Below are 19,514 nucleotides of genomic sequence, written 5' to 3'. Positions count from 1 at the left end.
TCCCGGCCCTGAGCCCGTCATGTCGCTTGAACAACTTGTCTATATCAGCCGCTCCAACATCCCTCTGGCCTCCCCCCTGGATGTCGCCGACATCCTGGAGGTGTCCTCGCGCAACAACGGGGCCTACCGGGTCACCGGCGCCCTGACCTACAGCGGCGACCGCTTCATTCAGTTGCTGGAAGGACCGCCCGATGCCCTCGACTGGCTGGTGGACCGCCTGCGCCACGATCCGCGCCACCGGGACTTCGACATCCTGGACCGCATGACGATCCGCGAGCGCGCCTTCCCGGAATGGTCGATGCTCTTCCCGACCCTGACGCCCGTCAGCGAGACGATGATGGCCAAACTTCTGGCCGACGGCCGTCGCCACGCCCCGGCCTATCGCCACGTCCTTTTGACCATGGCGCGTGAGTTCCGGCGTTCGGTCGGCGGCTACTAGCGGCCGTAGGCGCGGCTGTCCGGCTCGATGATGTTCTGCGACGGCGTCCAGTAGCGCCACCGCTGCATCCACCGCTCCCCCTGCACCAGCCAGGCCTCGCGCCGAGCCGGATCATTCTCCGCCACGGCCAGGGCAAAGAGCTGACGCGCCCTCTCACGGCAGTCATCGGCGGTTCGGACGGTGGTCAGCGCTTCCATACCCGCGAGGTCTCAGGAGACGGTTACCTGGACCTTAATGGTTAAGCTTGGGGATCATCGACCGACCTAAAGTTATAGGATCGCCGATCATATAGCGAAGGTGGTCAGGCCGGGATCGGATCCTCGGCGTCCTCATCCTTCTTGCGACGCAGCTCGATCAGCCGCACGCACCAGATCGAGATCTCGTAGAGGAAGCACAGGGGCACGGCGAGCATCAGCTGGCTGATCGGGTCCGGCGGGGTCACGACGGCGGCCAGGACCACGACCGCGACGATCGCATAGCGACGCCCCTCTGCCATGAACTTGGATGTGATCAGCCCGGCCAGTCCCAACAGGGTCATCACAACCGGCAGCTGGAAACAGAGGCCGAAGGCCAGGACCAGGGCCGTCACCAGACTCAGATACTCCGACACCTTGGGCAACAGGGCGACGGCCACCGTGTCCGAACTGATCTGCTGGCTCAACGAGAACCACATCACGAACGGCAGCATGACGAAGTAGACAAGCGCGGCGCCCAGCAGGAACAGCAAAGGCGACGCGATCAGGAAGGGCAGGAAGGCGCCCTTTTCGTTGCGATAGAGGCCCGGCGCCACGAACCGGTAGAGCTGGAAGGCCAGGACCGGGAAGGCCAGGAACACGGCTCCGAAGCCGGCCAGCTTCATCTTGGTGAACAGGATTTCCAGCGGCGCCGTATAGATCAGCTGGGCCGCCTCGTGGGTCGTCGGCGGCATCGGATGAATGCCCGCCGTCACCAGGATCAGGTCGATCGGCGACACGCTGTGCCCCGTCGCCCCGGCATGCAGGGCGCTGGCCGCCGCGAACGGCTTGACCAGGAAGACGTAGATCGGCCCGGCGAAGATGAAGCAGAAGATGAAGGCCAGACCGAAGGCCACGATACAGATCACCAGACGGCCGCGCAGCTCGATCAGGTGATCCATCAGGGGCGCACGCGACGCCTCGATCTCGGCTTCGTCGCGGTCGGTCATTGATCGGCTTTAGGCTTGCGCGGCGCGCGTGGCTTGGCGGCCTTGGGCGCCGACGCCTTGGTCTGTGCGGGCTTGGTCTCAGCGGGCTTCGCGGCCGGCTTGGCGCGCGGTTTCGGCGCGCTCGCCGTAGCGGTTTCGGCCTTCGTGGTCGTCGCCTTCGGCTTCCTGGCCTTGACGGGTTTCGGAGCCTCGACCACGGGCATGGCCGTCGGCTCCGGGAACTCGGGCTGGTCCAGCGTCACCGCACGCGGCGGCTCAACGACGGCGGGCTTCTCCAGCTCGTCCTTGATGCCCTTGAAGGCGGCGTTGGCCTCGTCGCCGAGGCGCACCATCCCCTGCCCCATCGGACTGGTCCCGTCCCTCAGGGCCTGAACCTCCTTGCGGAGTTCATCGAGCTCGGACTGCCGCGCCATCTCATCGAAGCTGGAACGGAACTCGTTGGCCATGCCGCGCGCCTTGGCGACCATCTTGCCGAGCTGGCGCAACATTCCGGGCAGCCGCTCGGGTCCGACGACCACGAGCGCCACGACGCCGATAACCAGATATTCGAGGCCCCCGATCCCGGGGCCGAGGCCGCCCATGCGTCAGGCTCTTTCGCGTACCGGACCTAGCGCTTCAGCTCTTCCTTTTCCGCGTCGGTGCGCGGCAGGGTTCCGGGGGCCTCTTCCTTCTTGTCCTCGTCCTTCAGGCCGTCGCGGAAGGCCTTGATGCCCTTGGCGGCGTCGCCCATCAGACCCGAGATCTTGCCCTTGCCGCCGAACAGCAGGGCGACCACGACGATGACGATGGCCCAATGCCAGATGCTGAAGCTGCCCACGGGAGGTCTCCTGGAACGGGCCGAACGCGGCCCGCGTCAAAACTAATCGTCCCTATAGTCCAACCGATGGCGGCGCGCCAAGCGAACCTGTAAGTCCGCGAAAATGAGTCACGTCACCATCCACACCGACGGCGCCTGCAAGGGCAATCCGGGCCCCGGCGGCTGGGGCGCCATCCTGCAGGCGCAGGGGAAATCCAAGGAGTTGTGCGGGGGCGAGCCCCTGACGACCAACAACCGGATGGAGCTGATGGCCGCCATCATGGCGCTGGAGACCCTGACGCGCCCTTGCAAGGTCGATCTGCATACGGACAGCAAATATGTGATGGACGGCATCACCGGCTGGATCCACGGCTGGAAGGCGCGCGGCTGGAAGACGGCGGACAAGAAGCCGGTCAAGAACGACGACCTGTGGAAGCGGCTCGACGTCGCCCGCGCACGGCACGAGGTGAAGTGGCACTGGGTCAAGGGCCACGCCGGCCACCCCCTGAACGAACGCGCCGATCAGCTGGCCAACCTCGGCATCGAGCGGATGCGCGCGGCGAAAGCCTGACGGCTTTCGATCAGGTCAGGCCTCGCGCCGAACCTTCAGCGACGGACCGTCCAGCCGGTCCACCACGACACTGTCGCCGACGGGCGGGGCGTCGCCCTCGATCACCGCCGCCCATTCCGCGCCGGACACGAAGACACGGCCGCGGCCGTCCACGAAGGGCTCGACCACCCGCGCCCGCTGACCGATCAGTCGGGCGTCGCGGTCGTTGATGTCCACATGATCGGACGGGTTCACCCGCTGGACCAGCCGTCGCGACAGGGCTGTCGCCAGGATGGTCAGGCCGGCGAAGATGGCGATCTCGACCGGCAACCCGACCCTCAGACCCAGGGCCGTCAGCACGGCCACCACGCCCGCCGCCACCGCCGGCCATAACAGCCATTCCGTCGACAGGGACGCTTCGACGGCCAGGAGCAGCACCCCGACGCCCAGCCAGATCCAGAACGGCTGGGCCGCGTAGAGATCGGCGATCGCATCCATGGCTCAGCCCTCCGTCAGGCGGTCGGCGGCACGGCGCCGCCCGAACGCGTGGCGCGGGCCGGCGGACGCGGCGGCGTGTGCTGCTGATCCTTCGCCAGACCGACCAGTTCGCCGATCCCGGCGATGGTGCCGACCAGACTGCCCATCTCGGCCGGGACAATGACCGTCTTCTGGGTGGGGTTGCGCGCCATCTCGGCGAAGGCGTCCACATAGCGCTGGGCCACGAAGTAGTTGATTGCGTTCACGTCGCCGCGCGCGATGGCTTCAGACACCATGGCCGTCGCCTTGGCCTCGGCCTCGGCTTCACGCTCGCGCGCCTCGGCGTCGCGGAAGGCGGCTTCCTTGCGGCCCTCCGCCTCCAGAATCGCCGCCTGCTTGGCGCCCTCGGCGCGGGTGATGGCGGCCTGTTTCTCACCATCGGCCTCGGTCACCACGGCGCGGCGTTCGCGCTCGGCCTTCATCTGGCGGGCCATGGCGTTGGTGATGTCGGCGGGCGGGGTCAGGTCCTTGATCTCGATCCGGTTGGCCTTGACGCCCCACGGCTCGGTCGCCGCGTCGATGACGTGCAGCAGGCGGGTGTTGATGGCGTCGCGCTGCGACAGCACCTCGTCGAGTTCCATCGAACCGACCACGGTCCGCAGATTGGTCATGCAGAGCTGGGCGATGGCGTAGTTCAGGTCGTCGACGCGATAGGCGGCGGCTGCGGCGTCCATCACCTGGATGAAGACAATCCCGTCGACCTTCACCACGGCGTTGTCCTTGGTGATGACCTCCTGGGTCGGGACGTCCAGCACCTGTTCCATCATGTTCATGCGCCGACCGATCCGCTCCACGAACGGGGTCAGGATGCTGATGCCGGGCTTCAGGGTCTTGGTGTATTTGCCGAACCGCTCGACGGTGAACTCGCGCCCCTGAGGCACGATCTTGACCACGCTGAACAGCAGGATCACCGCGAAGACCAGCAGTACGATGGCGAAGTAGCTCATTCGGTTTCCTCCCTGACGTGTAAGGCTACCCCGCGCCGTCCGCTCGCCACAAACGAAAACGGCGGCCCCCGTTCGGGAACCGCCGTCAGCGTCAGGACATGGGTCCGAAGATCAGTCGTCGTCTTCGACGTCCAGGTCGTTCAGGTCGCAGACGTCGACGTCCATGACGTCCTGGGTGTCGCCGTCGTCGTACACGGCGTGGATGTCGTAGGTGCAGTCTTCCAGATCGTCCTCGATCGAGATGTCGACCGAGTCGCCCGGAGCGACTTCTTCGCCCTGCAGCAGTTCGTGTTCCCAGTCTTCGTTCGACGACTCGCCGACCCACAGTTCGGTCATCGTCGCGTCGCTGGTGTTCGTCAGCGTGAAGGACATGTCCTGAGCGGCGGCGCCGGTCGCGAACAGGATGGCGACGGCCGAGGCGGCCATGATCAGTTTGGTGTTCATCAGTGTTCCCCCGAAGCCGGCGGGATGCCGACCGTAGTTCAGAAAGAGCGACTTCGAGCGAAACCGCCGAACTCGTCTGCCCCTAGATGCGGCCGCACGGCCCGGTTTGGTTAGTGACGGGACCTGACGATGCCGGTCAGGCGTCCCGCATCTTCAGTGCGCGGGCGATCACACGCCGGGTTTCGCTCCAGCCGACCGCGGCCATCGCCGCCTCCACCGGCATGAAGACGGCCTCGGCCGCGTCATCGCCCGCGACCGGCTCGCCGGCGATCCATTCGGCGACGTAGTCGATCAGGACGTAGTGGCGTCCCGCCTCCGGGAAGATGCCGTCCACCACATCGACCAGACCCCGGATCCGCGCCTCGACGCCCGTCTCCTCCTGCAGTTCCCGAAGCGCCGCATCGACCGCCCGCTCGCCCGATTCGATGCGGCCGCCGGGCAGGCTCCATTCGCCCATCCGGGGCGGTTTGCCGCGTCGGATCAGCAGGACCTCATCGCCCTTCAGGCAAATCACCCCGACGGCGGGCACGGGCGTCATCGAGGAATCGCTCATACGGCCGATCCTAGCGCCTGTTTTGAGTAGCGTCGGCGGCGACGCTTTGAGAGAACGGGGGCATGGCCTCCCCTTCCCCCGCCGCCCTCGCCGAACTGAAAGCCGCGCTCGGACCGTCCGGCTGGACCGACGATCCGTCCGAGATCGCCCCCTGGGTCGCCGAATGGCGGAACAAGTGGAAGGGCGACACGCCCCTGATGCTCAAGCCCGACACAACGGCCGAGATCGCCCGCGCGGTCGAGATCTGCGCCCGCCACGGCGTCGCCATCGTGCCCCAGGGCGGCGGGACGGGTCTGGTCGGCGGTCAGGTGCCGTTCGGCGAGGTCCTCCTGACCACCCGCCGCCTGCGCGCCGTGCGCGACGTCACCCCACTGGACGACGCCATGACGGTGGAGGCCGGGATCACCCTGCTGGAGGCCCAGCAGCTGGCGGCCAAGGCCGACCGATTCTTCCCGCTCAGCCTCGCGGCCGAGGGCACGGCGACCATCGGCGGGGTGATCTCGACCAACGCCGGCGGCACGGCCGTCCTGCGCTACGGCATGATGCGCGACCTGGTGCTGGGCATCGAGGCGGTCATGCCGGACGGTCAGCTGTTCAACGGCCTGAAGCGGCTGCGCAAGGACAACACCGGCTACGACCTGAAGCAGCTGCTGATCGGCGCAGAGGGTACGCTGGGCGTCGTCACGGCGGCGACCCTGAAGCTCTTCCCCATCATGCGTAGCCGCGCCACGGCCGTCGTCGGGCTGGCCAGCGCCTATTCGGCGATCCAGCTTCTGGCACGCGCCAAGGCCGAGACCGGCGGCGGGGTCGAGGCCTTCGAGCTGATGAAGCGGATCGGCGTCGAGTTCGCCTTGAAGCACATCCCCGGCGTTCGCGAGCCTCTGGACAGCGTCCAACCCTGGTATGTCCTGATCGAACTGACCTCGGGCGAGCCCGGCGCGGCCGAGGCCGGGATGGAGCGCATCCTGACGGCGGCCTTCGAGGAAGAGCTGATCACCGACGCCGCCATCGCCCAGAACGAGACCCAGGTCCGCGACTTCTGGAAGCTGCGCGAGGAGCAGTCGGCGGCCCAGCGGCCCGAGGGCGGCGGCTGGAAGCACGACGTCTCGGTCCCCGTCAGCCGCATCGCCGACTTCCTCGACGAGGCGACGGCGGCGGTGGAGGCCTTCGAGCCCGGCGCCCGTGTCTCGGCCTTCGGCCACGTCGGCGACGGCAACATGCACTACGACATCCTGTGCCCGCCGGGCGGCGATCTGCAGGCCTTCCTGGGCCGCTGGGAGGCCGGGTCCAAGGTCGTCCACGACGTCGTCGCCAACTACGAGGGTTCGATCTCGGCCGAACACGGTCTGGGCCGTCTAAAGACCGACGAGGCTCGCCGCTACAAGACGCCGCTGGAGATCTCGACCATGCAGGCTATCCGCAAGGCCATCGATCCCCAGCGGATCATGAACCCGGCGGTGCTGTTCTAGGCTCGGCGCTTCAAACCGTCGCCGAACGGGCCTAGAGACCCGGTCATGCTGATCGTCCTCTCCCCCGCCAAGCGCCTGGACTTCACCGAGCCCGCGTCGGACATCCCGGCGACGCACCGGCGGTTCCTCGAGGACACCGCCTCCCTGTCGAAGACGGCGCGGAACCAGACCCAGGCCGATCTGCGTCGCCTGATGGGCATTTCGGCGGATCTCGCCAAGCTCAACCAGGCGCGGTTCAAGGCCTTCGAGCCCGACGCCCTGGACGCCGGCATCCAGGCCGCCTTCGCCTTCGACGGCGACGTCTATCAGGGGCTGGAGGCGCGCACGCTGGACAAGGCCGGGTTGGCCTTCGCCCAGGAGCATCTGCGCATCCTGTCCGGCCTCTACGGCCTGCTGCGTCCGCTGGACCGGATCCAGCCCTATCGTCTGGAGATGGGCACGCGGCTGAAGACCCGGCGCGGGTCCAGCCTCTACGACTTCTGGGGCGACCGGATCTCGAAACAGCTGAACGCCGATGCGGAAGGCCAGAAGGACCCGACCCTGATCAACCTGGCCAGCCAGGAGTATTTCGGCGCCGTCGACGCCAAGGCCCTGAAGCTGCCGGTCATCACGCCCAACTTCCGCGAAGAGAAGGACGGCGAGAGCCGCATCGTCTCCTTCTTCGCCAAGAAAGCGCGCGGGACCATGGCCCGGTTCGCCATCGACGAGCGGATCGAAACGCCCGCCGACCTGAAGGCGTTCGACCGCGACGGCTACAGCTTCAACAAGGCGCTCTCGACCGAGACGGATTGGATATTCACCAGACAAGGAAATTCCTGAGACCGGGTCGATTTCGCAGACGCGAAGAGCTAGGCTCGCCTCAAACCAGAGACCCCGGCGACCGCCCGAACGGCGTGGACCGAGGCATAGAGCGAGAGTGAACGACCCATGTTTCAGTGGCCCGGAAAGAAGGACGCATCGGAAGCCGAGCGCCCCGTCTATCGCGACCCCAACGACCTCAAGGGCCAGGTGGCCGTCATCTCCGGCTCGACGTCGGGCATCGGCCTGGCGCTCGCTCGCGCCGTGGCCTCGCGCGGCGGCGACGTCGTCCTGAACGGCCTGGGCGATCCGTCGGAGATCGAACGCACCCGCGCGGAGCTGGAGGCCAGTTGCGGCGTCCGCGTCCGCTATCACGCCGCCAACATGCTGAAGGGCGACGAGGTCGGCGACATGGTCGCCTTCGCCAAGCACCAGCTGGGCCGGGTGGACATCCTGGTCAACAACGCCGGCATCCAGCACGTCGAGGCGGTGGAGAAATTCCCGGCCGACAAGTGGGAGCAGATCATCGCGATCAACCTGTCGTCGGCCTTCTACGCCACGCGGGCGGCCATCCCGATCATGAAGGCGCAAGGGAGGGGCCGAATCATCAATGTGGCCTCGGCCCACGGCCTGGTCGCCTCGCCGTTCAAGTCGGCCTACGTGGCCGCCAAACATGGTGTGATCGGCTTCACCAAGACGGTGGCTCTGGAGGTTGCGCAGGACAACATCACCTGCAACGCCATCTGCCCGGGCTTCGTCGAGACGCCGATCGTGTCCAAGCAGATCGAGGATCAGGCCCGGACGCGCGGCATGTCCAAGGAACGGGTCTTGAAGGACGTGATCCTGGGCTCCCAGCCGACCAAGCGGTTCGTCACGACCGACGAGCTGGCGGGGATCTTCCTCTATCTGGTCAGCGATCTTGGGGCCTCGGCCAACGGGGCCAGCTTCTCGATCGACGGCGGCTGGACCGCCCAATAAGACGATTGCCGGGGGACGATGGCGCTTTTCAAACGCAAGTCGACCCCAGCGCCCGCCGCGCCTGAACCCAGCGACGGGCGCCGTCCGATCTGTCTGGCCTTGCAGGGTGGAGGCGCGCACGGGGCGTTCCAGTGGGGCGTGCTGGACCGGCTCCTGGAGGCTGACGTCCTCGACATCCGGGCGGTGACGGCCTCGTCCGCCGGGGCCATGAACGGGGCGGCGCTGGTCTCGGGTCTGGCCAAGGGCGGGCCTGAGGGCGCGCGTCAGGCGCTGGACAAACTCTGGCGTGAGACCAATCAGTCGGGCGGCAAGAACGTCTTCGGCGACACCTCGATCTGGTCCAACGCCTTCCAGCCGGCCTGGCTGAAGGATTCGCCTCTGTGGCGGGCGTCCGAGACCCTGGCGATGTCGATGTCGCCCTATGAATTCAACCCGTTCAACCACAACCCGCTGAAGCGGGTGCTGCAGGCGGCGATCGATTTCGAGGCGGTGCGAGGCTCCGAGGTGAAGCTGTTCGTGGCCGCCACGGCCGTCCGCCACGCCAAGAGCCGGGTGTTCGCCTCGGCCGAGATAACGGATCAGGTGCTCTTGGCCTCGGCCTGCCTGCCCCATTTGTTCCAGGCGGTGGAGATCGAGGGGGAGCCCTATTGGGACGGGGGCTATCTGGCCAATCCGCCGCTGTGGCCCCTGTTTTACCAGGACACGCCGGACGACGTGCTGCTGATCACCCTGAACGCTTTCGAGCGGGAGGATACGCCGAAGTCGGCGGGCGACATCATGGATCGGCTGAACGAGGTGGTGTTCAATGCGCCGCTGGTGGCCGAACTGCGAGCCATCGCCTTCGTCCAGGAACTGATCGAGGAAGGTCGGCTGACCGACACGGCGCGGGAGCGGTATCGCCACATCCTGATGCACGCCATCGAGGCGGACGGCTGGCTGGGCGACCTGTCGCTGGGGTCCAAGTTCAATACCGAATGGACCTTCCTGAACGACCTCAAGAAGCGCGGGCGGGCGGCGGCGGACGAGTGGCTGGCCAGCTGTGCGGGCGAGGTCGGGGTGCGGTCCAGCGTGGACCTGCAGGCGCGGTTCGGTTGAGCGACCGGCGTTTGCACTTTGGACTCTGAAAAGCCGAGTCCAACGAGTGCAACTGAACTCTGTCAGAGCCTTGCTTCAACGAGCTGAGATCCGCGCTGAAGAAAAAGGCGGTCGAGTCTAACCGACGAAGCCGGCGGCGCGCTTCAGGCGGTCGTTGATCGCCTCGCCGAGACCGACCCCGGGGATGGCGGCGACGGCGATGCCGGCGGGGGTTTCGCGGTCAGCCTCGCGCAGCAGACGGAACAGGTTGGCGGCGGCTTCGCGGAGGTCACCGGTGGGGCTGAGGCTCCAGCGTTCCGGCCCCACACCGGGGCCGAAGCCGAGGAAGATCTCGCCCTCCCCGCCCGCGTCGGCGCCCAGCCGCACGGGGGCCGAGGGGGCGTAGTGGCGGGTCAGGCGGCCGGGCGAGCGATGGCCCTCGCCCGAGCCGTCCAGCGGGCCGATCAGAGCCTCGATCTCCTCGCGAGTGACCGAACCTGGGCGCAGCAGGGAGACCCGGCCGTCCAGCACCGAGACGACCGTGCTTTCGACGCCGACGGCGCAGGGGCCGCCGTCGAGGGCGGCCGCGGCGAACGACCCCGTCTCCTCCACGGCGTCGGCGAAGGTGGTGGGGCTGGGGCGGCCGGAACGGTTGGCCGAGGGGGCGACGACAGGGCCGCCGAAGGCGTCCAGCACCGCCCTCGCCTTCGCATGGCCGGGCACGCGGACGGCGACGCTATCAAGGCCTGCACGCGCCAGATCGCTGACGGCCACGATGTCGCGACATGGGGCGACGATCGTCAGCGGGCCGGGCCAGAAGGCCTCGGCCAGCTTTCGCGCCGCATCGTCGAAGACGGCGATCCGCTCGGCGGCGACGGCGTCGGCGACGTGGGAGATCAGGGGATTGAACCGGGGCCGGCCCTTGGCCTCGAAGATCTTGACCACGGCCTCGGAGTTTCCGGCGTCGGCGGCCAGGCCGTAGACGGTCTCGGTCGGCAGGATGACGAGGTCGCCGGCGCGCAGGGCCGCGACCGCCTCGGTCACGCCGCCGGCCGCGTCGCCAGGGACACGTCCACCCGCACCTGTTGTCCGATCAGTCCGTTCCACGGTCCACGCGTTCCAATGCCGAAGGCCGCCCGATCCAGCGAGAAGCCGCCGGTCATCTGCGCCGTCTGACCATCGCTGCGCAAGGTGGCGGGAAAGCGCACAGGGCGGGTGACGCCCTTCATGGTGATGTCGGCGCGCGCCATGAACCGGTTTCCACCCGCCGGCTCCAGTCCGGTCAGCCGGAAGGCGATATGGGGATAGCGGCCGCTGTCGAGGAAGCCGTCGCCGACCGCCGTGGCCGTCAGCCGCGCGTCCTCCATCCGCAGGGAGGCCGAATCGACCTCGATCGCGACCTGCGCCGTTTCCGGCCGTTCGGGGTCGAAGCGAACGTCGCCGCTCCAGCGCGTGAACCGCCCGGTCCGCGCGCCGACCGGCGTGCCGACCCGCATGGTGATCGTCGATGAGCCCGGCACGACAACCCAGCGTTCGACATCCGCCCGGCTCGTATTCGTGGCCAGGCAGGCCGCCCCGATCACCAGCGCGATCAGGGCCGACCGCATCTCAGGGACGCCGGGGAATCAGCGGGATCATCCGGTGCAGGACGTTGTCCCGGTCGACGAACTGATGCTTCAGCGCCGCCAGCACATGCAGGGCGATCAGGACGTAGAGCAGCTTCACCGCAGCCTTGTGCAGATCCATGAGGGTCCCGGCCAGGTCGCGGCTCTGGGTGATCGGCAGCAGCGGCCAGTTGAACAGGCCGAACCAGTCGATGTCACGCCCGCCCGCGCTGGACGCCGCCCAGCCGAACAGGGGAATGCCGATCAGGAGGACGTAGAACAGGATGTGCGTCGCCTTGGCCGCGAACTTCTGCCAGTCCGGCGTGCCCGCCGGCGACGGAAGGGCCGGGTTGGCCATGCGCCAGCCGATTCGCGCCAGGGTCAGGATCAGGACCGTCAGGCCCAGGGCTTTGTGGACCTGGACGAACTCCCGCGACATCGGCCCCTCGGTCGCCTCGTGCGCCGTGATCAGGAGGACCTGGGCCAGCACCAGCAGGGCCAGGCCCCAGTGGAAGACCAGCGACACCGTCGAATAGCGGTTTCTAGGCTCGGCCATCGGTTTCCTCACGTCGCACTGCATCGGCAGATTGGCCCAGCGAACGACCGAGGCCAAGCGATCCCTTGCCTGACGCAACGGCATCGTCGCAAGAAGGTCTGACACACAGAGTGACTTGTGTAAGAAGACGACTCTAGTTCGCCGGAGACCTCGCCATGCCCTATCGCGCCCCTGTTCGGGATATCGCCTTCAGCCTGACCGCCGTGGCCGGGATCGAGGACGTCGCCGCCACCGGCGGCTTCCCCGACTATGACGCCGATCTGCTGGCCGCCGTGCTGGAAGCGGCCGGACAGTTCTCGGAAGAGGTGCTGGCGCCCCTGAACCGGCCGGGCGATCTGGCCGGATCGAAATACGCCAACGGGTCGGTCACGGCCGCGCCTGGGTTCGCCGACGCCTATCGCCAGTTCGCCGAAGGCGGCTGGACGGGTCTGACGGCCTCGGCCCATGCGGGCGGACAGGCCCTTCCGAAGGCGCTGGAGCTGGCGGCCTATGAGACGGTGCAGTCGGCGAACATGGCCTTCGCGCTCTGCCCCATGCTGTCGCTGGCGGCCATCGAGGCGCTGGAACAGGTCGGGACCGAGCATCAGAAGGCGACCTATCTGCCGAAGCTCGTGTCCGGCGAATGGACCGGAGCCATGGTCCTGACCGAGCCGGGCGCGGGCTCCGATCTGGGCGCCCTGACGGCCACAGCCACGCCGAACGGCGACGGCACCTATGCCCTGAACGGCCAGAAGATCTTCATCACCTGGGGCGACCACGACGCGACGGACAACATCGTCCACCTGGTGCTGGCTCGCCTGCCCGACGCGCCGGCGGGGCCCAAGGGGATCAGCCTGTTCCTGGCCTCGAAGTTCGAGGTGAAGGACGACGGGTCACTGGGCGGCCGCAACGACTTCCGCCCCGTGGGGGTCGAGCACAAGCTGGGCATCCACGCCTCGCCGACCTGCGTCATGAGCTATGAAGGGGCCCGCGCCGAGCTGGTCGGTCAGCCGAACCAGGGCCTGGCCCATATGTTCGTGATGATGAACAACGCCCGTCTGGCCGTGGGGGTGCAGGGCGTCGGCGTGGCCGAGGGCGCCTATCAGCACGCACTGGCCTATGCGCTGGAGCGGCGTCAGGGCCGGTCGATCTGGACCGGCGAGGCCAACGCCCCGATCATCGACCACCCGGATATCCGCCGCACCCTGGCGGTGATGAAATCCAGGATCGAGGCCGCCCGCGCCATCTGTTTCGCCACCGGCGTGGCCGCCGACCTGGCCCAGCATGCGGGCTCCGAAGACGACCGTCGCAAATGGAAGGGCCGCGAGGACCTGTTCGTGCCGATCGCCAAGGCCTGGTCGACCGACGTCGGCTGCGACGTCGCCTCGATGGGGGTTCAGATCCACGGCGGCATGGGCTTCATCGAGGAGACCGGCGCGGCCCAATACTATCGCGACGCCCGCATCACTCCGATCTACGAGGGCACCAACGGCATCCAGGCCATGGATCTGGTCGGCCGCAAGCTGTCGCAGGACGGCGGCGCCTCGGCCAAGGCCCTGATCGCCGACATGAAGGCGACGCTGAAGGACCTGTCGGGTCTCTATGCCGGCAAGCCGGTCGAGCGGTTCGCCGCCGCCATCGAGGCGGTCGAGGACGCGACCCACTGGCTGCTGGACGCCAAGGCCGATGCGGCGCGGGGCGCCGACGTGCTGGCGGCCGCGGACGCCTATCTGAAGCTGCTGGGCGACGTGGTCGGAGGCTGGATGCTGGCAAAGGGGGCGCTGGCGGCAAAGGCGCGGCTGGATACCGGAGACGGCGATCCGGCGTGGCTGAAGGGCAAGATGGACCTGTACGAGGTCTATGCCGCGAACACCCTGGGCCATGCGTCGAGCCGGCTGGCGGCCGTGGGGCAAGGCGGGGAGCTGCTGTCGCGGATCACGCCGGAGGTGCTGGGGGCCTGATTGCGTCTCCTCCCCGTCGCGCAGCGATGGGGAGGTGGCTCGGAGCGTAGCGGAGAGACGGAGGGGTTCTGCGTGCCCCCCAGAACCCCTCCGTCAGCTCGCAAGCGCTCGCTGCCACCTCCCCATCTGCGATGGGGAGGAGACTACTCGTCCAACATCGAGATCGTCTCCCTGACGAATACCGCGTGGGTGACCACCCCGATCTCCAGCTGTTCGTCATTCACCCGCACCTCCTGGCTCAATAGCCCGGCGATGAAGGCCGTCTCCGGCTCCGTCGTACCGGGCCTCTTCCTCGCGCTCGGCGTCCAGAAGACCGGGCCGCCGGAGTTGCCGGGGAAGACGGTGAAATCCAGCAGGAAGGTCGGGAAGGCGCTGACCGGCGACATGGGATAGGAGGCGATCCGCCCCACCCTCAGGATCGGGAAACCGGCGCGGTTCGCCGACAGGCCGCGCGGGAAGCCGAGGGACAGGAGTTCGTCGCCCGGTCCGACCTCATAGGCCTCGAACGAGTTCTCGTCGGCGAGCCAGCCGAGCGGGATGGCCGCGCGGGCGAAGGCCTCGGGCGCCCGGACCTCCATGACGGCGATGTCCCGCTCCGGATGCTGGACCCACAGGGGACCGCCCTCCCCGTCCCGGATGGTCAGGGGCTGGGGATCGAAGCGCCAGGTCCCGTCGCCCAGCGCCGTGCGCCAGCCGATCCGCGCCTCCGGCTCGTCCATCCGCTCCAGAACGTGGGCGGCGGTGACCAGGACGATGCGGGGCGTGCCGTCGGGTTTGGGCGCCTGGATCAGGAAGCCGGTGCCGACGGTGCGCGTGTTGGGCCCCGAAGGCTGGTCCAACTGCACCGTGGCGTCGATCAATCCGACCGTCAGGTCCCAGACATGGGCGACGACCGGCGGGGGCGCGGCGTCCTGGGCGGGCGGAATCTCGATCATCAAGGGGCCTTTCTGATGCGCGAGGCCATTTGACGGGGCCTATGCCGGTCGCACAAGCTCCGCCGGTGACTTACAGGGGAGCGACATAATGAACCGCCGCGAATTCGTCGCCACGACCGCCGCGTCCGCGGTACTGGCCGCCTCACCCGCCCTCGCCCGTTCCCCCGGAGCCCAGATGTCCCCCACCCCGCCCGTCGCCAAGCGAATCCCCGTCGTCATCGAACAGCTGGGGCGCACCCGGACCGACGACTATCAGTGGATGAAGGACGACAACTGGCAGGCCGTGCTGCGCGACCCGACCCTGATCAAGGCCGATGTGAAAGAGCATCTGGAGGCCGAGAACGCTTACCGCGAGGCGATGCTGGCCTCGACCCTGCCGCTGCAGACCCGGATGTTCGAGGAGATGAAGGGCCGCATCAAGGAGGACGATTCGTCCGTCCCCGCCCCTGACGGCCCGTGGGCGTATTTCACCGCCTTCCAGACCGGCGACCAGCATCCCCGCTACATGCGCGTCGAGCGCCAGGGGACCTGGACCCAGGACGGCCGGACGGTGACGAAGAACTTCATCGTCGCCCCCACGCCGCAACTCCTGCTGGACTGCAACGCCCTGGCCGAGGGCAAGGCCTATTCAGAGGTCTCGGCGGTCGAGCACAGTCCCGACCACAGCCTGTTCGCCTATGCCGAGGACGCGCAGGGGTCGGAGGTCCACCGCATCTATGTGAAGGATCTGGCGACCGGCGAGGTCCTGCCGGACGTGATCCAGTCGGCGACCGGCAACTTCACCTTCTCGCCGGACAGCCAGTGGATCTTCTGGACCAACCGCGACGACAACGGCCGCCCGGACAAGATCTTCCGTCGCCCGGCGCGCGGCGGGGAGACCACCCTGGTCTATGAAGAAACGGACGACGGCATGTTCATGGGGGTCGAGCGGACCTCGGACGACGCCTTCATCGTCATCGGCATCCAGAACCAGGAGACGTCCGAGACACGCTACATTTCGGGCGACCAGCCGACGAACGCGCCCCAGGTGCTGGCCGAGCGGGAGGTCGCGGTTCGCTACGACGTCGATCACTGGCTGGACCGCTGGGTGATCCGGACCAACGCCGACGACGCCATCGACTTCAAGATCGTCCAGACGCTGACCGAGCAGACGGGCCGGGCGTCGTGGACGGATCTGGTCCCGCACACGCCGGGTCGGTTCATCGAGGGCGTGGCCCTGGTGAAGGGCTTCCTCGCCCGTCAGGAGCGCGCCGACGCCAATACGAAGATCGTCATTCGCGACCGCGAGGGCGACGAGCACGAGATCGCCGTGGACGAGCCCGCCTACGCCCTGTCGTTGGGCGGGGCGTCGGAGTTCGAGACGACGACGATGCGCTATGGCTACAACTCGCCGTCCACCCCCACCTCGACCTATGACTACGACGTGCTGACCCGCGAGCGGACGCTTCGGAAGGTTCAGGAGGTGCCGTCGGGGCACGATCCGGCGGACTATGTCGTCGAGCGGCTGAACGCCCCCGCCACGGACGGACAGATGGTGCCGGTCACGGTGCTGCGTCGTCGGACGACGCCGGTGGACGGATCGGCGCCGCTGCTGCTCTACGGCTACGGCTCCTACGGGATTCCGATGGCGGCCAGCTTCTCGACCGGGCGTCTGTCGCTGGTGGATCGCGGCTGGATCTACGCCATCGCCCATATCCGGGGCGGGTCCGACAAGGGCTGGGGCTGGTTCCTGGATGGGCGGAAGTTCAAGAAGAAGAACACCTTCACCGACTTCACGGCGGCGGCGGATCACCTGATCGCCCGGAACTATGCGCGGGCCGGGAATATCGTGGCGCAGGGCGGGTCGGCCGGCGGCCTCCTGATGGGCGCGGTCACGAACATGCGGCCCGAGCTGTGGGCCGGGGTGATCGGCCAGGTGCCGTTCGTGGACGTGATCAACACCATGTCCGACATCTCCCTGCCCCTGACGCCGCCGGAGTGGCCCGAGTGGGGCAATCCGATCGAGGACGTCGAGGCCTACGACTACATCGCCAGCTACAGCCCCTACGACAACATCGAGGCCAGGGCCTATCCGGCCATCCTGGCGACCGGCGGCCTGTCCGATCCGCGCGTCACCTACTGGGAGCCGGAAAAATGGGTGGCCAAGCTGCGGCCCGCGACGACATCGGGCAAGCCGGTGCTCTTGAAGATCAACATGGAGGCCGGCCACGGCGGGGCGTCGGGCCGGTTCGACTACCTGAAGGAGGTCGCCCACGACTACGCCTTCGCGGTCTGGGCCATCCAGAAGGGCTGGGAAACAACGTGACCCTTCCCTCTCCCATAGGGAGTGGGTTCATGATTCGCGACGCCGTCGTCGATGACATCCCGGCCATCACAGCCCTCTATGGCCACGAGGTCCTGACCGGCACGGCGACCTTCGAGGAGACGCCGCCGTCGGAGGCCGAGATGGCCGCGCGGCTCGAGGCTGTTCTTGCACGCGGCCTGCCCTGGGTCGTTGCCGAGATGGACGGCGTCTTCGCCGGCTACGCCTATCTGTCGCCGTTCCGGAACCGGAACGCCTATCGCTACACGGTCGAGAACTCGGTCTATGTCGCGGGCGGCCTGCAGGGCCGAGGCGTCGGGCGCGCCCTGCTGTCCGCCGTGATCGAGCGGGCGCGGGAGCTGGGCCTGCGCCACGTCATGGGGGTGATCTCGGACAGCGCGACCAGCGCGGCCTCCATCGGCCTGCACGAGCGGCTGGGGTTCGAGCGCGCCGGGACCTGGCGGCATGCGGGATGGAAGTTCGACCGCTGGATCGACGTCCATGTGATGCAGTTGGATCTGGACCCGACCGCCGCCGCACCGAGCGCGCCGGGCGTCGATCTGGCTTGAGCCGTGGGCCGCCCGGCCGTAGTGAGAACCATGGCCTTCGCTCGGACGCTGCTCATGCTGCTCGGCGCCCTCGGCGTCCTGCTGCTGGGCGCGGTTCCGCCGGCCATGGCCGACAGCCCGCCGCCGCCCTGTCATAAGATGGCGGCAATGGGTCACCGCGACGCCACGTCTAAGCCAGGGGCACCCCAGCCGGACACGCCCGACAAGCCCATGAAGAGCATGCCCTGTTGCGTCGCCTGTGTCGCGGCCCCGGCGATCACCCCGCCGGACCGATCCGGCATCACCGTCCGTCCGACCTCGCCCCAGCCCGCCGTTCGCGCCCTGCCGGTCGGCCTGCGCCTGACGCCCGAGACCGGCCCGCCCAAGGCCTGATCCTTCCAAAGACCTGAAAGGCGGACGCGTCCGCCCACGACCTATCTTTGCAAGGAGCCCATGATGGCTGCCCGATATCTCGCCGCGCTCAGCGCCGGCGCCTCCCTCCTCGTTCTCGCGCCGATGGCGACCGCGCAGGATCACTCCGGCCATGCGGGACATTCCGCGCCGCCGACCCAGACGCCCGTCGCCGACCCGCACGCGGGTCACGCCATGCCCCAACCGGCGCCCTCGCCCCATGCCGGACACGACATGTCCGCGATGGCCCCCGGCGAGGATCACGCCCAGGACCACGCCATGACCAGCGCCCTCGGCCCCTGGTCCATGTCGCGCGACGCCTCCGGCACCAGCTGGCAGCCGGACGCCTCCGAACACGGCGGCATCCACACCCAGGCCGGCGACTGGTCGGTCATGAGCCATGCCCTGATCAACCTGACCTGGGACCGTCAGAACGGCCCTCGTGGCGACGAGAAGACCTTCGTCTCGGGCATGCTGATGACCGCGGCGCGGCGAGACTTCTCGGACGGTTCGACCCTGAATCTGCGCGCCATGCTCAGCCCCGACCCCCTGATGGGCAAGGACGGCTTCCCGCTGCTGTTGGCCGCCGGCGAGACGGCCGACGGGGTCAATCCGCTGATCGACCGCCAGCATCCGCACGAGCTGGTCATGGAGCTGTCCGCCAGTTATTCGCGCCGCCTGTCCGACACCGACAGCGTCTTCGCCTACATCGGCCTGCCGGGAGAGCCCGCCTTCGGCCCGCCCGCCTTCATGCACCGGATGAGCGCGGTGGATTCGCCGGAGGCGCCGGTGACCCACCACTGGCTCGACTCGACCCACATCGTCTTCGGGGTGGCGACGCTGGGCTGGGTTCACGACACGATGAAGATCGAGGCCTCGTCCTTCCGGGGACGCGAGCCGGATCAGGACCGCTACGATATCGAGAGCCCCGCGTTCGACAGCTGGTCGGTGCGGGCGTCGTGGAACCCGTCGCCGGAGTGGGCGCTGCAAGCGTCGTATGCCGACGTCGCCGCGCCGGAGCAGCTGGAGCGCGGCGAGGACGAGACGAAGATGTCGGCCAGCGCGATCCATACGCGCCGCCTGGGGCCGGACGGCTGGTGGTCCTCGACCCTGGCCTGGGGGCGCAAGACCAACGACCACGACGAATCCAAGGACGCCTGGCTGCTGGAATCAGCCGTCAGCCCCGACGACCGCTGGACCCTGTTCGCCCGTGCCGAACGGATCGAGACGGATGAGCTGTTGCCGGCCATCGGCGGCGGTCATGGCGCGCTGTTCACCGTGGCCAAGGCTTCGGTCGGGGCCGTGCATGACTGGCCCCTCGCGCCGCGTGTCCGCTTCGGCCTGGGGGCGCTCTACACGATCAACCGCGTGCCCGCCGGTCTGGAGCCGGTCTATGGCGGCGATCCGGACGGGGGGATGGTCTTCGTGCGGCTGAAGATCGACTGACGCC

Annotated in this window: 23 protein-coding genes; 11 read left to right on the top strand and 12 right to left on the bottom strand. The window is 68.1% G+C overall.

Going from position 1 to position 19,514, the window contains the following annotated elements; all coding sequences use genetic code 11:
• Nucleotides 1-19: 19 nt before the first annotated feature.
• Nucleotides 20-439 carry a BLUF domain-containing protein gene (locus tag ACETK8_RS10210; protein WP_374035935.1) on the top strand — a complete coding sequence of 140 codons (420 nt, stop codon included), beginning with the start codon at nt 20-22 and terminating at the stop codon, nt 437-439.
• Here the strand turns inward: ACETK8_RS10210 and ACETK8_RS10205 are convergent.
• The 4 genes from ACETK8_RS10205 to ACETK8_RS10190 all read right to left on the bottom strand — a co-directional run bounded on the left by ACETK8_RS10205 (nt 436) and on the right by ACETK8_RS10190 (nt 2,439).
• Nucleotides 436-636 (bottom strand): hypothetical protein, encoded by a 201-nt coding sequence (locus tag ACETK8_RS10205; RefSeq protein ID WP_374035934.1) that lies wholly within the window; start codon nt 634-636, stop codon nt 436-438. The genes ACETK8_RS10210 and ACETK8_RS10205 overlap by 4 nt on opposite strands.
• 104 nt (nt 637-740) lie before the next feature.
• Nucleotides 741-1,622 (bottom strand): twin-arginine translocase subunit TatC, encoded by an 882-nt coding sequence (gene tatC, locus ACETK8_RS10200; RefSeq protein ID WP_374035933.1) that lies wholly within the window; start codon nt 1,620-1,622, stop codon nt 741-743.
• Complete coding sequence (gene tatB, locus ACETK8_RS10195) at nt 1,619-2,203, bottom strand: Sec-independent protein translocase protein TatB (protein WP_374035932.1); 585 nt, start codon at nt 2,201-2,203, stop codon at nt 1,619-1,621. Before tatB ends, tatC begins: the two co-directional genes overlap by 4 nt.
• A gap of 26 nt (nt 2,204-2,229) precedes the next feature.
• Nucleotides 2,230-2,439, bottom strand: a complete 210-nt coding sequence (locus ACETK8_RS10190; RefSeq protein WP_374035931.1) for a twin-arginine translocase TatA/TatE family subunit — start codon at nt 2,437-2,439, stop codon at nt 2,230-2,232.
• A 103-nt stretch (nt 2,440-2,542) separates the two neighbouring features.
• Between ACETK8_RS10190 and rnhA the strand changes: the two genes are divergently transcribed.
• Nucleotides 2,543-2,989: a ribonuclease HI gene (rnhA, locus tag ACETK8_RS10185; protein WP_374035930.1), complete on the top strand. Its 447-nt coding sequence runs from the start codon at nt 2,543-2,545 to the stop codon at nt 2,987-2,989.
• Nucleotides 2,990-3,004: 15 nt separating this feature from the next.
• Here rnhA and ACETK8_RS10180 read toward each other — a convergent pair whose 3' ends face one another.
• The 4 genes from ACETK8_RS10180 to ACETK8_RS10165 form a co-directional block, all read right to left on the bottom strand.
• The gene (locus ACETK8_RS10180; protein ID WP_374035929.1) at nt 3,005-3,466 is read right to left on the bottom strand and encodes an NfeD family protein; all 462 of its coding nucleotides are present in this window, start codon (nt 3,464-3,466) and stop codon (nt 3,005-3,007) included.
• A 14-nt stretch (nt 3,467-3,480) separates the two neighbouring features.
• Nucleotides 3,481-4,452: an SPFH domain-containing protein gene (locus ACETK8_RS10175; RefSeq protein ID WP_374035928.1), complete on the bottom strand. Its 972-nt coding sequence runs from the start codon at nt 4,450-4,452 to the stop codon at nt 3,481-3,483.
• A 111-nt stretch (nt 4,453-4,563) separates the two neighbouring features.
• Nucleotides 4,564-4,896, bottom strand: coding sequence for a hypothetical protein (locus tag ACETK8_RS10170; RefSeq protein ID WP_374035927.1), 333 nt, complete (start codon nt 4,894-4,896; stop codon nt 4,564-4,566).
• Nucleotides 4,897-5,032: 136 nt separating this feature from the next.
• A complete protein-coding gene (locus tag ACETK8_RS10165; RefSeq protein ID WP_374035926.1) occupies nt 5,033-5,449 on the bottom strand; it encodes an NUDIX hydrolase in 417 nt (138 codons plus the stop codon).
• Between the two features lie 62 nt (nt 5,450-5,511).
• Between ACETK8_RS10165 and ACETK8_RS10160 the strand changes: the two genes are divergently transcribed.
• From ACETK8_RS10160 to ACETK8_RS10145, 4 genes are all read left to right on the top strand, one after another.
• Complete coding sequence (locus ACETK8_RS10160) at nt 5,512-6,918, top strand: FAD-binding oxidoreductase (RefSeq protein WP_374035925.1); 1,407 nt, start codon at nt 5,512-5,514, stop codon at nt 6,916-6,918.
• 45 nt (nt 6,919-6,963) lie between these two features.
• A complete protein-coding gene (yaaA, locus tag ACETK8_RS10155; RefSeq protein ID WP_374035924.1) occupies nt 6,964-7,737 on the top strand; it encodes a peroxide stress protein YaaA in 774 nt (257 codons plus the stop codon).
• Between the two features lie 108 nt (nt 7,738-7,845).
• Nucleotides 7,846-8,694 carry a 3-hydroxybutyrate dehydrogenase gene (locus ACETK8_RS10150; protein WP_374035923.1) on the top strand — a complete coding sequence of 283 codons (849 nt, stop codon included), beginning with the start codon at nt 7,846-7,848 and terminating at the stop codon, nt 8,692-8,694.
• Between the two features lie 18 nt (nt 8,695-8,712).
• Nucleotides 8,713-9,789, top strand: coding sequence for a patatin-like phospholipase family protein (locus ACETK8_RS10145; RefSeq protein ID WP_374035922.1), 1,077 nt, complete (start codon nt 8,713-8,715; stop codon nt 9,787-9,789).
• A 117-nt stretch (nt 9,790-9,906) separates the two neighbouring features.
• On the opposite strand, the gene ACETK8_RS10140 is transcribed toward ACETK8_RS10145, so the two are convergent.
• The 3 genes from ACETK8_RS10140 to ACETK8_RS10130 are packed head-to-tail and all read right to left on the bottom strand — an operon-like array spanning nt 9,907 to nt 11,985.
• A complete protein-coding gene (locus ACETK8_RS10140; protein ID WP_374035921.1) occupies nt 9,907-10,812 on the bottom strand; it encodes an L-threonylcarbamoyladenylate synthase in 906 nt (301 codons plus the stop codon).
• On the bottom strand, nt 10,809-11,375 hold the full coding sequence (locus ACETK8_RS10135) for a YceI family protein (RefSeq protein WP_374035920.1): 567 nt from the start codon (nt 11,373-11,375) through the stop codon (nt 10,809-10,811). Before ACETK8_RS10135 ends, ACETK8_RS10140 begins: the two co-directional genes overlap by 4 nt.
• A 1-nt stretch (nt 11,376) precedes the next feature.
• Nucleotides 11,377-11,985, bottom strand: a complete 609-nt coding sequence (locus tag ACETK8_RS10130; protein WP_374035919.1) for a cytochrome b — start codon at nt 11,983-11,985, stop codon at nt 11,377-11,379.
• 98 nt (nt 11,986-12,083) lie between these two features.
• On the opposite strand from ACETK8_RS10130, the gene ACETK8_RS10125 reads away from it, so the two are divergent.
• Nucleotides 12,084-13,868: an acyl-CoA dehydrogenase gene (locus tag ACETK8_RS10125; protein WP_374035918.1), complete on the top strand. Its 1,785-nt coding sequence runs from the start codon at nt 12,084-12,086 to the stop codon at nt 13,866-13,868.
• Nucleotides 13,869-14,011: 143 nt separating this feature from the next.
• On the opposite strand, the gene ACETK8_RS10120 is transcribed toward ACETK8_RS10125, so the two are convergent.
• Nucleotides 14,012-14,803 carry a S1 family peptidase gene (locus ACETK8_RS10120; RefSeq protein WP_374035917.1) on the bottom strand — a complete coding sequence of 264 codons (792 nt, stop codon included), beginning with the start codon at nt 14,801-14,803 and terminating at the stop codon, nt 14,012-14,014.
• An 88-nt stretch (nt 14,804-14,891) separates the two neighbouring features.
• Here ACETK8_RS10120 and ACETK8_RS10115 point away from each other — a divergent pair, with 88 nt between their 5' ends.
• The 4 genes from ACETK8_RS10115 to ACETK8_RS10100 all read left to right on the top strand — a co-directional run bounded on the left by ACETK8_RS10115 (nt 14,892) and on the right by ACETK8_RS10100 (nt 19,510).
• Complete coding sequence (locus tag ACETK8_RS10115) at nt 14,892-17,108, top strand: S9 family peptidase (RefSeq protein WP_374035916.1); 2,217 nt, start codon at nt 14,892-14,894, stop codon at nt 17,106-17,108.
• Nucleotides 17,109-17,137: 29 nt separating this feature from the next.
• Nucleotides 17,138-17,674 carry a GNAT family N-acetyltransferase gene (locus ACETK8_RS10110; RefSeq protein WP_374035915.1) on the top strand — a complete coding sequence of 179 codons (537 nt, stop codon included), beginning with the start codon at nt 17,138-17,140 and terminating at the stop codon, nt 17,672-17,674.
• Between the two features lie 30 nt (nt 17,675-17,704).
• On the top strand, nt 17,705-18,046 hold the full coding sequence (locus tag ACETK8_RS10105; protein WP_374035914.1) for a hypothetical protein: 342 nt from the start codon (nt 17,705-17,707) through the stop codon (nt 18,044-18,046).
• A gap of 63 nt (nt 18,047-18,109) precedes the next feature.
• On the top strand, nt 18,110-19,510 hold the full coding sequence (locus tag ACETK8_RS10100) for a hypothetical protein (RefSeq protein ID WP_374035913.1): 1,401 nt from the start codon (nt 18,110-18,112) through the stop codon (nt 19,508-19,510).
• Nucleotides 19,511-19,514: the final 4 nt, after the last annotated feature.

Source organism: Brevundimonas staleyi, from assembly GCF_041893865.1.
Lineage (GTDB): Bacteria > Pseudomonadota > Alphaproteobacteria > Caulobacterales > Caulobacteraceae > Brevundimonas > Brevundimonas staleyi.
Note: the sequence above shows the minus strand (reverse complement) of the source record. Positions and strands in the feature narration are given on the sequence as shown.

Bases quoted from the DNA above. Each gene is read 5' to 3' on its own strand.
- ACETK8_RS10210 (WP_374035935.1), top strand. From the start codon at position 20: ATGTCGCTTGAACAACTTGTCTATATCAGCCGCTCCAACATCCCTCTG.
- ACETK8_RS10205 (WP_374035934.1), bottom strand. From the start codon at position 636: ATGGAAGCGCTGACCACCGTCCGAACCGCCGATGACTGCCGTGAGAGG.
- tatC (WP_374035933.1), bottom strand. From the start codon at position 1,622: ATGACCGACCGCGACGAAGCCGAGATCGAGGCGTCGCGTGCGCCCCTG.
- tatB (WP_374035932.1), bottom strand. From the start codon at position 2,203: ATGGGCGGCCTCGGCCCCGGGATCGGGGGCCTCGAATATCTGGTTATC.
- rnhA (WP_374035930.1), top strand. From the start codon at position 2,543: ATGAGTCACGTCACCATCCACACCGACGGCGCCTGCAAGGGCAATCCG.
- ACETK8_RS10180 (WP_374035929.1), bottom strand. From the start codon at position 3,466: ATGGATGCGATCGCCGATCTCTACGCGGCCCAGCCGTTCTGGATCTGG.
- ACETK8_RS10175 (WP_374035928.1), bottom strand. From the start codon at position 4,452: ATGAGCTACTTCGCCATCGTACTGCTGGTCTTCGCGGTGATCCTGCTG.
- ACETK8_RS10170 (WP_374035927.1), bottom strand. From the start codon at position 4,896: ATGAACACCAAACTGATCATGGCCGCCTCGGCCGTCGCCATCCTGTTC.
- ACETK8_RS10165 (WP_374035926.1), bottom strand. From the start codon at position 5,449: ATGAGCGATTCCTCGATGACGCCCGTGCCCGCCGTCGGGGTGATTTGC.
- ACETK8_RS10160 (WP_374035925.1), top strand. From the start codon at position 5,512: ATGGCCTCCCCTTCCCCCGCCGCCCTCGCCGAACTGAAAGCCGCGCTC.
- yaaA (WP_374035924.1), top strand. From the start codon at position 6,964: ATGCTGATCGTCCTCTCCCCCGCCAAGCGCCTGGACTTCACCGAGCCC.
- ACETK8_RS10150 (WP_374035923.1), top strand. From the start codon at position 7,846: ATGTTTCAGTGGCCCGGAAAGAAGGACGCATCGGAAGCCGAGCGCCCC.
- ACETK8_RS10145 (WP_374035922.1), top strand. From the start codon at position 8,713: ATGGCGCTTTTCAAACGCAAGTCGACCCCAGCGCCCGCCGCGCCTGAA.
- ACETK8_RS10135 (WP_374035920.1), bottom strand. From the start codon at position 11,375: ATGCGGTCGGCCCTGATCGCGCTGGTGATCGGGGCGGCCTGCCTGGCC.
- ACETK8_RS10125 (WP_374035918.1), top strand. From the start codon at position 12,084: ATGCCCTATCGCGCCCCTGTTCGGGATATCGCCTTCAGCCTGACCGCC.
- ACETK8_RS10120 (WP_374035917.1), bottom strand. From the start codon at position 14,803: ATGATCGAGATTCCGCCCGCCCAGGACGCCGCGCCCCCGCCGGTCGTC.
- ACETK8_RS10115 (WP_374035916.1), top strand. From the start codon at position 14,892: ATGAACCGCCGCGAATTCGTCGCCACGACCGCCGCGTCCGCGGTACTG.
- ACETK8_RS10110 (WP_374035915.1), top strand. From the start codon at position 17,138: ATGATTCGCGACGCCGTCGTCGATGACATCCCGGCCATCACAGCCCTC.
- ACETK8_RS10105 (WP_374035914.1), top strand. From the start codon at position 17,705: ATGGCCTTCGCTCGGACGCTGCTCATGCTGCTCGGCGCCCTCGGCGTC.
- ACETK8_RS10100 (WP_374035913.1), top strand. From the start codon at position 18,110: ATGGCTGCCCGATATCTCGCCGCGCTCAGCGCCGGCGCCTCCCTCCTC.